Origin of the sequence: Helicobacter typhlonius (assembly GCF_001460635.1) — a bacterium.
GTDB classification, from domain to species: domain Bacteria; phylum Campylobacterota; class Campylobacteria; order Campylobacterales; family Helicobacteraceae; genus Helicobacter_C; species Helicobacter_C typhlonius.
In genome coordinates this window covers 72726-85614 of record NZ_LN907858.1, presented here as the reverse complement: position 1 = coordinate 85614, position 12889 = coordinate 72726, and the positions used below count along the sequence as shown (strand labels likewise).

The 12889-nt window shown below is 38.6% G+C and carries 15 protein-coding genes; 4 read left to right on the top strand and 11 right to left on the bottom strand.

From position 1 onward, the window contains the following. The first annotated feature begins 47 nt into the window (after positions 1–47). The 3 genes from BN2458_RS00435 (at position 48) to gdhA (ending at position 2702) form a co-directional block, all read left to right on the top strand. Complete coding sequence (locus BN2458_RS00435) at positions 48–620, top strand: DedA family protein (protein WP_034325882.1); 573 nt, start codon at positions 48–50, stop codon at positions 618–620. 9 nt (positions 621–629) lie between these two features. After that, the gene (gene recO, locus BN2458_RS00430; RefSeq protein ID WP_034325881.1) at positions 630–1250 is read left to right on the top strand and encodes a recombination protein RecO; all 621 of its coding nucleotides are present in this window, start codon (positions 630–632) and stop codon (positions 1248–1250) included. 99 nt (positions 1251–1349) lie between these two features. Next, on the top strand, positions 1350–2702 hold the full coding sequence (gene gdhA / locus BN2458_RS00425) for an NADP-specific glutamate dehydrogenase (RefSeq protein WP_034342111.1): 1353 nt from the start codon (positions 1350–1352) through the stop codon (positions 2700–2702). A gap of 192 nt (positions 2703–2894) precedes the next feature. Here the strand turns inward: gdhA and BN2458_RS00420 are convergent, their stop codons facing one another. From BN2458_RS00420 to BN2458_RS00375, 11 genes are all read right to left on the bottom strand, one after another. Further along, positions 2895–3275, bottom strand: coding sequence for a toxin-antitoxin system YwqK family antitoxin (locus tag BN2458_RS00420; protein WP_052082029.1), 381 nt, complete (start codon positions 3273–3275; stop codon positions 2895–2897). 130 nt (positions 3276–3405) lie between these two features. Then, a complete protein-coding gene (locus BN2458_RS00415; protein ID WP_034342109.1) occupies positions 3406–4188 on the bottom strand; it encodes a hypothetical protein in 783 nt (260 codons plus the stop codon). Between the two features lie 29 nt (positions 4189–4217). Then, on the bottom strand, positions 4218–4673 hold the full coding sequence (locus BN2458_RS00410) for a hypothetical protein (RefSeq protein WP_231944799.1): 456 nt from the start codon (positions 4671–4673) through the stop codon (positions 4218–4220). 13 nt (positions 4674–4686) lie between these two features. Next, complete coding sequence (locus BN2458_RS10200) at positions 4687–5397, bottom strand: hypothetical protein (protein WP_231944798.1); 711 nt, start codon at positions 5395–5397, stop codon at positions 4687–4689. Positions 5398–5568: 171 nt separating this feature from the next. Further along, the gene (locus BN2458_RS10525) at positions 5569–5703 is read right to left on the bottom strand and encodes a hypothetical protein (RefSeq protein ID WP_268902965.1); all 135 of its coding nucleotides are present in this window, start codon (positions 5701–5703) and stop codon (positions 5569–5571) included. A 70-nt stretch (positions 5704–5773) separates the two neighbouring features. Then, positions 5774–6844, bottom strand: a complete 1071-nt coding sequence (gene mutY / locus BN2458_RS00400) for an A/G-specific adenine glycosylase (RefSeq protein ID WP_034342544.1) — start codon at positions 6842–6844, stop codon at positions 5774–5776. A gap of 40 nt (positions 6845–6884) precedes the next feature. Then, positions 6885–8180 carry an RNA polymerase factor sigma-54 gene (locus tag BN2458_RS00395; RefSeq protein ID WP_034325875.1) on the bottom strand — a complete coding sequence of 432 codons (1296 nt, stop codon included), beginning with the start codon at positions 8178–8180 and terminating at the stop codon, positions 6885–6887. Further along, on the bottom strand, positions 8177–8899 hold the full coding sequence (gene lptB, locus BN2458_RS00390) for an LPS export ABC transporter ATP-binding protein (protein WP_034325874.1): 723 nt from the start codon (positions 8897–8899) through the stop codon (positions 8177–8179). The genes BN2458_RS00395 and lptB overlap by 4 nt, the downstream gene beginning before the upstream one ends. Next, on the bottom strand, positions 8896–9318 hold the full coding sequence (tsaE, locus tag BN2458_RS00385; RefSeq protein WP_034342105.1) for a tRNA (adenosine(37)-N6)-threonylcarbamoyltransferase complex ATPase subunit type 1 TsaE: 423 nt from the start codon (positions 9316–9318) through the stop codon (positions 8896–8898). Before tsaE ends, lptB begins: the two co-directional genes overlap by 4 nt. After that, positions 9311–11098, bottom strand: coding sequence for a DNA polymerase III subunit gamma/tau (locus tag BN2458_RS00380; protein WP_052082028.1), 1788 nt, complete (start codon positions 11096–11098; stop codon positions 9311–9313). The genes tsaE and BN2458_RS00380 overlap by 8 nt, the downstream gene beginning before the upstream one ends. Positions 11099–11166: 68 nt before the next feature. Continuing rightward, entirely contained in the window at positions 11167–11790 is a 624-nt protein-coding gene (locus BN2458_RS00375) for a trimeric intracellular cation channel family protein (RefSeq protein ID WP_034325872.1), read from the bottom strand. A gap of 142 nt (positions 11791–11932) precedes the next feature. Here BN2458_RS00375 and flgG point away from each other — a divergent pair, with 142 nt between their 5' ends. After that, positions 11933–12721 (top strand): flagellar basal-body rod protein FlgG, encoded by a 789-nt coding sequence (gene flgG, locus BN2458_RS00370; RefSeq protein WP_034325896.1) that lies wholly within the window; start codon positions 11933–11935, stop codon positions 12719–12721. Positions 12722–12889: the final 168 nt, after the last annotated feature.

Below are 12889 nucleotides of genomic sequence, written 5' to 3'. Positions count from 1 at the left end.
CGTGTGGAGTAAAGCACCCAAAGGGCGTAGAAAAACAAAGGAATACAATGCAAGATATTATAGTTTCGCTAGAGAAATGGGGTTATATGCTTTTGTTTCTCTTTTCGCTAGGCGGGGGATATGTGGGGCTACTCACGGCGGGAGTGATGAGCGCACTAGGCAAAATGGATATTATCATTTCAATACTCACTGCAGGTGTGGGAAACATCATTGGTAGCTCACTTTTAGCTTATTTGGCACGCTACCAAAAAAATGATTTAATGGCTTATCTTAGTAATCACAGGCGCAAAATTGCCCTCTCTCAAGTATGGCTTAAAAAATATGGGGTATGGCTTATATTCTTTAGTAAATACTTATATGGCATTAAAACAATCGTGCCACTTGCTATTGGATTCTCGCGTTTTAGCATAAAAACCTTTTTTATATTCAATGCTATGAGTTGTGCTATTTGGGCAGTGGTTGTAGGAATATGCGGATATTATGCAAGTAGCGGCGTTATATCTGTGCTTGAGGAGATTAACGCACATTCTTATGTAATGCCTATCGTACTTTTGTGTATTGGTATAATTTTATATCTCATTATCTCTTTTGTATCAAAAAGGGCTAGAAAAAGCTTATAAAGAGGGGTTATGCAAGGCTATATCTTGTCTATGCAAAAAACACGCAACGAAGATATGATTGTGAAGATTCTCACACCAATGTATATAAAGACCCTGTATAGATTCTATGGCACAAGGCATAGCATTATCAATATCGGGCGCAAAATCGACTTTGAAGAAGAACCAAGTATGACCTTTTTACCCAAGCTCAAGCACATCTTGCATCTTGGATTTAAATGGGAATCCGATAGTGCGCGTTATTATGTGTGGCAACATTTTATTAAGCTTTTTTATAAACATTTAATTGATGTGTATGAAATTGATGAATTTTATTTTAGGCTTTTAGAAGAGGGGGCGCAAAAATTGCACTTACAGAATCCTAAACGCGTGGTGCTTGAAATGTATGCCAAAATACTGCATTTTGAGGGGAGAGCACATGATGAGGAAAACGGGCTTTGCTTCGTATGTGAGGAGGCACTAGGTGATATGGTAAGTCTAGCGCGTGGTTTTTTGTTTGCTCATAACTTTTGTATCGGCGGACATAGATTTGCTATGAGCGATATTATGCAATTTTTACACACACAGAGTAGCATTCTACTCGATGATACGCAGGTTAATGAACTATGGGAAATTTTGGGACTTGGATTGTAGAAATTAACTTTAATTTAAACTTAATTAAGAAAATTTTAAATATAAATGACATAAAATACTCAAGCGTTTAACGCTAATTCACATTCAAAGGAGACCCAAATGTCATACGCACGCAATGTCCTCAATAGACTCAAAGAACAATATCCTTCACAAGTACTTTTTCACCAAGCCGTAGAGGAGGTTTTTGAATCCCTAGAACCCGCACTCCAAAAGGATAAAAGATACGAAAATTACGCTATATTAGAGCGTTTGACTATCCCTGATAGAGAGATTCACTTCCGCGTAAGTTGGGTAGATGATAATGGCAAAATCCAAACAAACAGAGCTTATCGTATTGAGTTTAACTCTGCGATTGGACCATATAAAGGTGGTTTGCGTTTCCACCCAAGTGTAAATGAGGGTATTATCAAATTTTTAGGCTTTGAACAGATTCTTAAAAATTCTCTTACTACACTCGCAATGGGTGGAGGCAAAGGCGGCAGCGACTTTGATCCTAAGGGCAAGAGCGAGGGTGAAATTATGCGCTTTTGTCAAGCATTTATGAATGAGCTATATCGCCACATTGGCGCGACTACCGATGTCCCAGCAGGTGATATTGGCGTAGGTGGCAGAGAAATCGGCTATCTTTTTGGACAATATCGCAAATTGACAAACTGCTTTGAAGGTGTCTTTACAGGTAAGGCAATTCCTTGGGGTGGTAGCCTTGTGCGCACAGAAGCTACCGGCTATGGTTGCGTGTATTTTGCACAAGAAATGCTAAAAGCAAGAGGCGAGATCTTGGAAGGCAAAATCTGCAGCGTCTCTGGTGCTGGAAATGTCGCTATTTATACGATTGAAAAGCTCCAACAACTTGGCGCGATTCCTGTTACTGCAAGTGATTCTCAAGGTATGATTTATGATAAAGAAGGCATTGATTTAGCTCTCCTTAAAGAAATCAAAGAAGTGAAGCGTCAAACACTTGCTGAATATGCAAAAGCACGACCACAAGCGGTTTATACAAAAGTAGCTGATTATCCAAAAGATAGCAATCCTGTGTGGGCTATCCCTTGTTTTGCGGCATTCCCAAGTGCTACACAAAATGAGCTAAATGGCAATGATGCTAAAACTTTGCTTAGCAATGGCTGCAAATGCGTGAGCGAGGGTGCAAATATGCCTTCAACTATTGAAGCCGTGCATCAATTCCTTGATGCGAAAATCTGCTATGGACCAGGTAAGGCTGCAAATGCAGGTGGTGTAGCAGTCAGTGGTTTGGAAATGGCACAAAATGCAAGTATGAATCCTTGGACTTTTGAAGTTGTGGATAAACGCTTACATAGCATTATGGAAAGCATTTATGCAAATGCAAGTGAAACTGCAAAAGAATTTGGCGATCCTACCAACCTCGTGCTTGGTGCAAATATTGCAGGATTCCGCAAGGTTGCTGGAGCAATGATAGACCAAGGTGTGATTTAAAAATTTAAAATACGACTTGCGATTTTTGGATTCTAGAATCTGCTTAGATTCTAGAATCTTTATCAGTAGAGAAAGACAATGCAAACATTTGAGTGATAACCCGCCTAGAGGATGCCCCACTCTATTCATCTTACTTGTATTTCCTAGAATTATAATCCATTCAGCTCTCACAAAAATAAGGTATCTATATGCTTATTTCTTTCGTTGATTGATAAGCTTCCCTTGTTCATCATACTTTTTATAAGAAATTTCTTCATTATTTTCCCACAAAGCCTCATAACTAAGCTTCCCCGATTCATAATATCCTTTCGAAATGCCATTTTCCTCACCATTTTCGTATGGAGTTTCAATTTTAAGCTTTCCAGATTCATAATACTCTTTCTTAACACCATTTTTCTTAAAATCTTTGTATGGAGTTTCTGCAGAAACCTGTCCAGATGGATAAACATACTCTTTCTCAACACAACCATTTATCCAATCTTGATGTTTCTCGCACTCGGGCAAGGGATTTGCATATCCCACAAATAAACAGGCTGACAGCAGCATAGCAGCATTGACTATTTTCTTTAACATATTCTCTCCTTATTTATTGATTCTCATTATATCTTATTCTATCTTTTTTATCCCACCTCTAGCCTTACTTTTTCCATTCCGCTTGACTTTGTAGTCTTACTATTCCATAGTGTTGCTTGTATGTCCTCACTCATTGACATTCATTGAGTTTATCCTTGATTAGGTTGTGTAAATTGAGTAAGCCTTGCAAATTCTTATCAAAAGTATCGCCCTGTCTCTCTTTTCCTATTTTATATGTTTTATTTTCGCCTTGTAATTTTTGATAGACATCAAAAAATTGCATTAAAACATTTGAAATTTTTTCTTTATTAGGCAAAGCACAGACTTGCTCTCCAGAAAGAAAATAAATATAAGGAAAAATAAACATTATTAAAATTGCATTTTGTTGAAACATATATCTTTCAAAGTCCTCATCTTTAAGTGCCAATCTATCAATAAAAAAAGATATTTTTTGATTCTTGTCCAAAAACTCCATAAACATATTAGTATTTTCTGGCGTATAGGTGTTTTCGTGATATTCCTGATAGCCTATATAAATATTAAAATATTCAACATAGATTCTGCTTTTTGATAAAAAAGATTGCAAATACCATTCACTTAGTCCCACAAAAGAACTTACAAGCAAATCAATCTCAAAATCATCAATATATTTAAAAAGCTCTTTTTGGCTTTTGCGAAAGTTATGTGTAATATCATACTGCCTGTAAAGGTCTAAAAATTTCTCTTTATTGTCCATATAAATTCTTGTCGTTTCTACTTGTTCTTTTTCTTCTATAAAGTTAAGATGATACCACATTATCAACCCCAAAGGTCTATGCAAGAACGAATAGCCCAAAGCAAGGATAAAGATAACACTAAAGAGAATAATTTTATTTCTTGTGCTTTTGTGATACCATTGTAGAAATTTTTGCATTGTTGATACCTCTTTTACATTTTCTGTAATTATATAATTAAATCTTGCATTATAGGATAATCTTCATTATGCTTTTTTAATCCACGAGAACTAGGAAGTATGAGTGCTACTTGTGTGCAAGGTCCTCCACTTATAGGTGGATTAGGACAACCTACAATAGAGCTATAGAGTAAATCAGTTTCTAATATAAAAGGGATATTCTTATCTTGAATGCTTTTGCCTAGATTAGATTTTAATTGCACTACTCCTCCGTGAGAGCATTTCATCTCATTATCTTCTAGTATAGGGTGAAGCATTGCAATGCTTAAAGGTTTTAATTGTTCTTTGTGTTGTTTTTGTTCTCTTTGTATGATAGCTTTATCTTGTTTTTCTTTAGATTCTTTATGTGATAATGTGAGTTTAATATTTAGAGTAGAATCTAAGAGAGAGTAGTTTAAAAGAGTATTTGAGAGTGTATTTGTGAATTTGGGGTTATTCTTTTGCATACTCTATCCTTTTTTATGAGTTGATTTCTTTATTTAATTTGTCTTGGACAAGCAAATCTTGCAATTTTATCTTTTTTGCCTCAAAGTGCTTTTTAATTTTTTCAATAAACAATATGTCTTGCTCATTACCTTTTGTTTTGAGTGTATGTAGATATTGTATAGGATTATTATAGGATAAAATAGTTTCCTCCTCACCTGCTTGACAATAAATATTATACTTACTTGGATAACCCCAAGTTGTTAATGGGTTTTGCCTCCAATTTGTATAATAAAATACTTCACTTATCTTATAGACATATATTGTTCTATTTTGAGAATCCACAAGAGAAGATATGAGAGCATAAGTATTGCCAAGTTGTATGGTGAATGATAATTGATAAATATAAGGCTTTAGTAATATAAAATCTTTTTTGATACTTAAATCATCTTTTTTATTTATTTTTTCAACAGCTAATGCTATTTGGCTACTATTACCTTCGACAAAAGTATCAGTTACCATATCTTGAGTGACACTATGCCAAAACGATTTAACACGAACATCTTGCCTCAAGGTCTTTTTTTCTTGCAGAGTATAATAATCTTGCATATATTGTGGTAAAGGGCGAGAATAAACAATGCCTTTTTGGGAAATTTCGCATAATCTCTCATATTCCTTATATTCAGAATCTAAAGCCTTAGGGATAAAGGCACGATAACTTGTAGGATAAGAACAACCTTTCATCATAAAAAATGTTATTAAAATTCCAAATATGCCTAAGAGAATATATTTGATTTTATGTCCTTTTACTGCATTTTTTATTCTCTCTACTCCGATGATAAGCTTGAATTATGAATGTATCCAAAATGCTTTAAAGCTTCTTTGTCTATATTCTTAATGCTTTTTAATCCCCTTGCACTAGGAAGTATGAATATCTTTAAGCTTGATAATAGAATCCCCACAATTATTTGCCAACAAATCATAATGCTCATAACTTGCTTGTGCTAATTCTGCATTGTCTTTAAGCTTTTGTATTTGTTGTTTATTATCCAAAGTATAGACTAAGGAATTAATGCGAGATTCTCACTTATTTGTCTGTGATAGAATCCTTTGCCTTAGATTCTTAAATCTCTCTTGAAAATCCCGCTAACTGCAACGCCTTTTTACACAGCGATGAAAGCGGTTTAGAATCTAGCTCTTCTAAGGAGAAAAAATAAAGCTTTGTATGCGGCATAGACTGCTTTAATGTATCAAGATTCTTAGAATCAAGTTTATATACATTTGCGGTAATAGCGTATTTTGTGTAGTGGTGCTTAAAGTTTCCGCATTTTTTATAGTATTTTTCATCGTTTGCAATGTCCTCTAGCGCAAGGTTTGGGAGATTGTATAAACCTTGATACAAAGCATTTTTGCTCCCTTTTTTATCCTCATATATAAAGGCGATTTTGCCCTTTTTATCCACACAGATGACAAGATGAAGTGTAAGCGACTCTAAAATGGATTTTTTTGGCGTTGGGTAGAGGGTGGGATTTGTCTGTCCCTTGCAAACATTGCGCACTGGGCAGAGCAGACAAGCAGGATTTTTGGGTGTGCAAATCATCGCCCCCACATCAAGCAGGGCTTGATTATAATCAAAGCTCCTTGTGGAATCTAAAAGGAGCGCGGCAAGCTCGTCTAAAAGTGGCTCTTTTGGGCTTTCAAGGGCGAAGATTCTACATAACACGCGCCGAATATTGCCATCAACAAAGCTCACACTCTGCCCAAAGCCAAAGCACAAAATCGCTCCCGCAGTATATGCGCCAATGCCCGGCAGGCTTATAAGCTCCGCATAAGTGCGCGGCAAAGCAGCATTAAACTTTTCACAGCAAATTTGAGCGCATTTTTGCATATTTCTTGCACGAGAATAATAGCCAAGCCCCTCCCACATTTTCAGCACAGATTCACTCTTAGCAAGAGCGAGGGCTTCAAGCGTAGGGAAAGCTCTCAAAAAAGGTGCATAGTAGGATTCTAGCACTCTTTTCACTTGCGTTTGTTGCAGCATTATTTCGCTCACATACACGCCATAGGGTGCATTTTCGCCCTTAAGATTGCGCCAAGGCAGAGTGCTTCTACCATATTGTTGATACCAATTAAGAATCTGCTTATGCCACAAAGGTACAATAAAAGCTGCTTGTTGCAAAAGTGAATCTTTCATAAATGTGAGGTAGTTAAAATACAAAATAAGCTTTGCGTAATTACACGCTCATTTCATAAAGCCTTTTACGCTCGTTTGAACTTGCGATATTAAGCTGTTGGCGGTATTTTGTGATTGTGCGGCGCACCATTTTGAGTGCGAACTTCTCCTCCACGATTTTTAGAATCCTTAAATCACTCAAAGGCTTCTTTTTGTCTTCATTCTTAACAAGATTCAAAATAAAATCCTTAATCGAGGCATTAGATGTATCGCCATCAATCGCAGCGGTAAAGAAGCTTTTAATAGGGAAAATGCCTCTATCGCATTCAAGGTATTTATTGGCAATAGCGCGTGAAATGGTGCTTGGCGCATAGCCTAAGTCTTGGGCTATGTCTTTTAGCTTCATCGGGCGAATCTCCCCGCCCATAAAAAAGTCATATTGATTTTCGCGCAACGCAATGGCAATTTTTAGAATTGTCGCCTTACGCATATCAAGCGCATCGACTAAATCCTTTGCCTCTTTCAGCTTGGTTTTGAGAAACTCCATACTGTCCTTATCTTTCACATTCAGCTGCTCTTGAATGAGAATCTTGGGATAATAGCTATCATTGACAGAGACTTCAAGCTCATAAGTGCTATTTTTGAGGCTATCGCTTTTTGCGCGCTCGAAAATAAAAATATCAGGTATAACCTCACTTTCACGCGCACTAAAGTCAATCGCGGGGGGATTTTTAAAAGTCTTAATCGCTTTCATCACCTCATTATACGCTGGGTGATTTTTATATTTGCTGTGGCGATGCAAGTCGCGGATAATGCGCGTAGCAAGCTCATAACTCTGCCCATCCAAATCAGTATTATCAAGCTGAAAAAGAAAAGATTCTATAATATCCTTTGCACCCACGCCATAAGGCTCTAAATAAGCAAATCGCTTCCTCACGCGCTCAATTTCATCTTCATCTACACCCATTTCTAGCGCAATTTCGCCCACTGCGACATCTAAGAATCCCTCATCGTTAAGATTCTCTACGATTTTAAATGCAATGTCTCTCGAATTTTGCGTAGGAAAAAGTTTAGAATCTATTTGTTCTTCAAGCACTTCATAGAGGCTTTTCTCACTAATATGCTGGGATTCAAAACCCTCGTTTAGCTGTGGGCTAGACCTCTTATAGCTTTTAGCCGAAAAATTATTAAGCATTTGGCTTTGCACATTCGCATATGGATTCTCCTCTGCTATGGTATTTAGTGTCTCTTCAAGCTCGGTCAATCCGCTTTGTAAAATAGGCAGCCAACTTTTTAATGTTGTAGAAAGTCTCGCCTTGACATTGAGATTGCTTTTTAATTTGCCACCAACACTCATACTTTAAAATGCTCTCCTAAGTAGTATTTTCTCACAAGCTCATTTGCATAAATCTCCTCTGCGTTGCCACTAGCAAGAAGTGCGCCGCTCTTAATTACATAAGTGCGGGAGCACACAGAAAGTGTTTCGCGCACATTATGGTCTGTGATAAGCACACCAATATCAAGCTCGGTGAGTTTCAAAATGATATTTTGTATATCATTGACAGCGCGCGGATCTACTCCTGCAAAAGGCTCATCAAGCAGCACAAACTTTGGGTCTTTTATCAAAGCTCGAGCAATTTCAACGCGTCTCCGCTCCCCACCGCTTAGACTAATGCCTTTTCTCGCGCGGATAGGCTCGATATTAAATTCTGAAAGCATATTTTCAATTCTTATGTGCCTATCCTTAACATTTTTAATACTAATCTCCGCTGCAAGCATAAGATTCTCTTCCACACTAAGATTCTTAAAAATACTCGATTCTTGAGGCAGGTAGCCGATGCCAAGATTTGAACGCTTGTGTAAAGGGAGTTTTGTAATATTTGTGTGATTTAAAAACACATTTCCATCGCTGGGGTGCAATAACCCGCATATCATATAAAATGTAGTCGTCTTCCCCGCACCATTTGGTCCCAAAAGCCCCACAACCTCGCCGCTATTGACTTCAAGCGACACATCTTCTACAATTTTTGTCTTTTTAATATGCTTACTTAAATGCTCTGCTTTAAGTTTATTCATAGGCTAACCTCATAGATTCTGTTATTTTCATTTGATGTAATAGCAATACGAGAGACACTAAATCCATTTTGCGCTAAAAGTTGATGCAAGTTTTCCTCCCCCCATTCCACAAAATGCACTCCCTCATTCATAAGCATATCAAGCAATCCAAGCTCAAGCATATCTTGCAGGTTTTTTCTATACATATCATAGTGGTAAATGCTACCATATTGCGCATTTTCATAAGACAACACAAGACTAAAGGTAGGTGAGCCAACAATAGAATCTGTCCCAAAAGATTCTATAAAGCTACGCACAAGTGTTGTTTTTCCACTACCTATATCACCCTGCAAAAGCACGATAGAGCCGATGTGTAATGTTTTTTTGAGTAGCTCACATAGGGTATTGAGCTCGTTTTCTTGCAATACGAATCTATCCATTGTCGCCACCATTTGCGCTTGTATGGCTTGTGCGCACTTCCTTAATACCAATACTCTCGTGAATGGCTCTTAGCAAATCTTTATTTTGTTCCAAAAATTCCTGTTCTGGTGTGCTAGGGTGCGCGGTAGCATTAGCATTCTGTGCTACATTAGAATCTTGTGAAACCTTAGGGCTAGAAACCTGCGCGATGGATTCTACACTTGATGTGTCAAATTCTGTATGAGTATCTAAACTCGCTTGAGGGGTGGATTCTAATGGAGGCGTTTTTATAGAATCTCCCTTGCTCTGTGCCGCATTTGGTGGCGTATGTGCGCCTTGTGCTGGGCTTATCTGCTCAATATGCACCTCATCACCAAAGACAGAGCAAACCAAAGTACGAATGACTTTGCTATATTCTTTAAGCATATCCCTATCTGCACCTTGCGCCACGCTCTGCCACCGCAATGTATGACTCTGTGGCAAAAAATCTACAAAAGACACATTACGTTCAAAGATAATGCCTAGCTGGGCATTTCTATCTTTAATTTTTGTGATGAGAGTGCTAAATTGTATTTTAGCATTGAGCGAAGCATTTGGAGCTTGTACGCTTTGGGGATTCTGTAAGGTTTGCGCATTTTGTGAATCTTGTTTTTGTTGCTGCATTGGATTTGTAAGATTCTGTGCGGGTATCGCGTCTTGCAGATTCTGTATGCTAAGTGAATTTTGAGGTGTGAAAAGCTCGTTTTCAAGCTCTTCTATCATCGATTCTATATCCTTTACCTTTGTGGCTTCTTGCATTTTGAGAGTGCAGAGGAGAAGCACGAAATTGCCATCAGTATTGAGATTTAGCACACTTTTAGATTCACTCAAAATCCGTGCGAATCTATCAAGCAATAATGGCGGAAAATCGCTATCTTTTTGCAACAATCTATCTTTCAAAAAAAGCATCATTTCATCGAGTATCATCTCGCATTCATATTCAAAAAGTAGCTCCAAAATCCCTTGCGTCTTTTGTGAATCCTTATGCACGATACTACGAAAATAATCACTCAATACCTGTGGATCAACCACACCGAGCATATCACTTACAGCCCCAACCTCAATATGATTTTTACAAAAAATAATCGCTTGATCGAGCAAAGTAAGTGTATCGCGCAAACTCCCTGCACCGCTCCGCGCGATAATATCAAGGGCTTGTGCCTCATAACTCACACCCTCTTTATTAAGAATATTGCTAATATGTTCCACGACAAGCCTATGGGAGATTTGCTTGAATCTAAAATGCTGTGTGCGGCTTAAAATAGTCGCTGGAAGCTTCAATGGGTCGGTGGTAGCGAGGATAAACTTCACAAACTCCGGCGGCTCCTCAAGCGTCTTAAGCAGGGCATTAAAAGCCTCTTTACTTAGCATATGCACCTCATCGATAATAAAAATCTTGTATCGCGCAAAGCTCGGGCTGTATTTTGTCTGCTCAATCACGCGCTTAATATCATCTATCCCTCGCGAACTCGCCGCGTCCATTTCGATAATATCCATATGCTTATTTTGCAATGCCGCCACACAACTCGCGCAAGTATCACAAGGCGTGCTTGTTGGTCCTCTCTCACACTGTAAGGCACGAGCAAATATTCTAGCCGAGCTTGTCTTCCCACTCCCGCGCAATCCGCTGAAAAGGTAGGCATGGGAGAGATGTTTAGAATCTAGTGCTAAAGAGAGAGTTTGTGATATGGCACTTTGCCCTACTAAATCGCTAAAACAGGTTGGGCGATACTTCAAAGCTAGGGCTATGGAATTACTCATTGCGTATCCTTGCAAAGCAAACTAAAAGTGCCATTGTATAAAAAATAATCTAAAACTTGCATACAAACCTACTCTTTCTTTTCCTCTTCGTAGGTAAAAACAGGTAGGGAGAGTTTATAAAAAATCGCTAGAAGCCTTGCAACCACACCGATAACTAGAGTAATTAGCGTTACAAGCATAATGTCTAAATGCGCATATTCAAGCAATGAGTAATAAATCGCACCGGCAAGGAGCGCGATACCTGCGTAAATCTCCTTTTGAAACACAAGCGGAATACGCATACACAAAATATCACGCAAAATACCACCAAATACCCCCGTGATGACTGCTGCACTCACAGCGATAATGAATCCATAACCCTTATCAATCGCCACCTGTGCGCCCAAAATACTAAATACAACAAGCCCAATGGCATCAAGGGTCAAAAATACACCCTCGCTTCGTGCCACCACGCGAGGCACTCTTGTCGTCAATAATGCCGCAACACACACAATCACAATGTAGCTGGGGTGTGCTACCCAAGTAAGCGGATAATGCTCCAATAAAATATCACGGATAGAACCCCCTCCAATGGCAGTAACAAGTGCGATAAATATCACACCAAAAAGGTCCATTTTGTGCTTACCTGCGGCGAGCGCACCGGTCATTCCCTCGGCTGTGATAGCAATGATATAGAGTATAGTAAGGAGCATTGTATGCCTTAAGGTTATAAAGTGAATCTCATTGTAGCTTGAATGAGCTTATAGAATCTAAAAAGCCGCATTTATGGAATTACTTTTGCTTGGTTTGTGCATAAAGCGCACAGGCTGCGATTATACCTCAAAGGATAAGGCTATGATGAGATCTCTTTACACTGCCACTACCGGTATGCTAGGGCAGCAACTCCATATTGATAATACCTCAAACAATATCGCAAATGTCAATACCACAGGCTATAAGAAACAAAGGGCAGAGTTTGCGGATTTGTTTTATCAAGTGCTACAATATGCTGGAACAAGCACGAGTGAAACAACTATCTCGCCCACAGGTATTGAAGTAGGTATCGGGGTGCGTCCTGTGGCGATACAAAAAATGTTTTCACAAGGACACCCAAAAGAAACCGAGAATAATCTTGATGTTGCTATTACGGGGAATGGATTCTTTCAAATTGAGTTGCCTGATGGCAATATCGCTTATACTCGCGCAGGGAGCTTCAAGCTCGATAATAATGGCAATGTCGTCAATGCAGAGGGTTATCGCCTTATCCCAGAGCTTACCATTCCAGAGGGTGCTACACAAATCAATATCGGCACAGACGGCACGGTAAGCGTGATTGAAGGCAACCAAACAGAAGTCAATGTGTTAGGACAGATTGAGATTGTAACTTTTATTAATCCTGCGGGGTTACATTCTTTGGGTGACAATCTATTTATCAATACCAATGCTTCGGGCGACCCAGTGGCTGGTGTGCCCGGACTTGATGGTTTTGGGCAGTTACGACAAGGTTTTTTGGAGCTAAGCAATGTAAAATTAGTTGAGGAAATGACAGACCTTATCACAGGACAAAGGGCATATGAGGCGAATTCTAAGACGATTCAAACCGCAGATTCTATGCTCCAAACGGTCAATGGGCTAAAGCGATAAAGATATAGAATCCATAGTGCGTAGAGGCAAGACTGATACCTAGCCTCGAAATGTAGAATCTAAAGGGCTTGAGGCAAGAATAAGGCTTGAGCTTTTGCATTCATTTTTGTCTAAATCTGCCGCAAAATGCTCTATTCTCCCTACTCTACTTTTTAATTTAAGAAAATA

Excerpts from the sequence above, each read along its gene's own strand:
- BN2458_RS00435 (WP_034325882.1), top strand. The coding sequence starts at position 48 with ATGCAAGATATTATAGTTTCGCTAGAGAAATGGGGTTATATGCTTTTG.
- recO (WP_034325881.1), top strand. The coding sequence starts at position 630 with ATGCAAGGCTATATCTTGTCTATGCAAAAAACACGCAACGAAGATATG.
- gdhA (WP_034342111.1), top strand. The coding sequence starts at position 1,350 with ATGTCATACGCACGCAATGTCCTCAATAGACTCAAAGAACAATATCCT.
- BN2458_RS00420 (WP_052082029.1), bottom strand. The coding sequence starts at position 3,275 with ATGTTAAAGAAAATAGTCAATGCTGCTATGCTGCTGTCAGCCTGTTTA.
- BN2458_RS00415 (WP_034342109.1), bottom strand. The coding sequence starts at position 4,188 with ATGCAAAAATTTCTACAATGGTATCACAAAAGCACAAGAAATAAAATT.
- BN2458_RS00410 (WP_231944799.1), bottom strand. The coding sequence starts at position 4,673 with ATGCAAAAGAATAACCCCAAATTCACAAATACACTCTCAAATACTCTT.
- BN2458_RS10200 (WP_231944798.1), bottom strand. The coding sequence starts at position 5,397 with ATGATGAAAGGTTGTTCTTATCCTACAAGTTATCGTGCCTTTATCCCT.
- mutY (WP_034342544.1), bottom strand. The coding sequence starts at position 6,844 with ATGAAAGATTCACTTTTGCAACAAGCAGCTTTTATTGTACCTTTGTGG.
- BN2458_RS00395 (WP_034325875.1), bottom strand. The coding sequence starts at position 8,180 with ATGAGTGTTGGTGGCAAATTAAAAAGCAATCTCAATGTCAAGGCGAGA.
- lptB (WP_034325874.1), bottom strand. The coding sequence starts at position 8,899 with ATGAATAAACTTAAAGCAGAGCATTTAAGTAAGCATATTAAAAAGACA.
- tsaE (WP_034342105.1), bottom strand. The coding sequence starts at position 9,318 with ATGGATAGATTCGTATTGCAAGAAAACGAGCTCAATACCCTATGTGAG.
- BN2458_RS00380 (WP_052082028.1), bottom strand. The coding sequence starts at position 11,098 with ATGAGTAATTCCATAGCCCTAGCTTTGAAGTATCGCCCAACCTGTTTT.
- BN2458_RS00375 (WP_034325872.1), bottom strand. The coding sequence starts at position 11,790 with ATGCTCCTTACTATACTCTATATCATTGCTATCACAGCCGAGGGAATG.
- flgG (WP_034325896.1), top strand. The coding sequence starts at position 11,933 with ATGATGAGATCTCTTTACACTGCCACTACCGGTATGCTAGGGCAGCAA.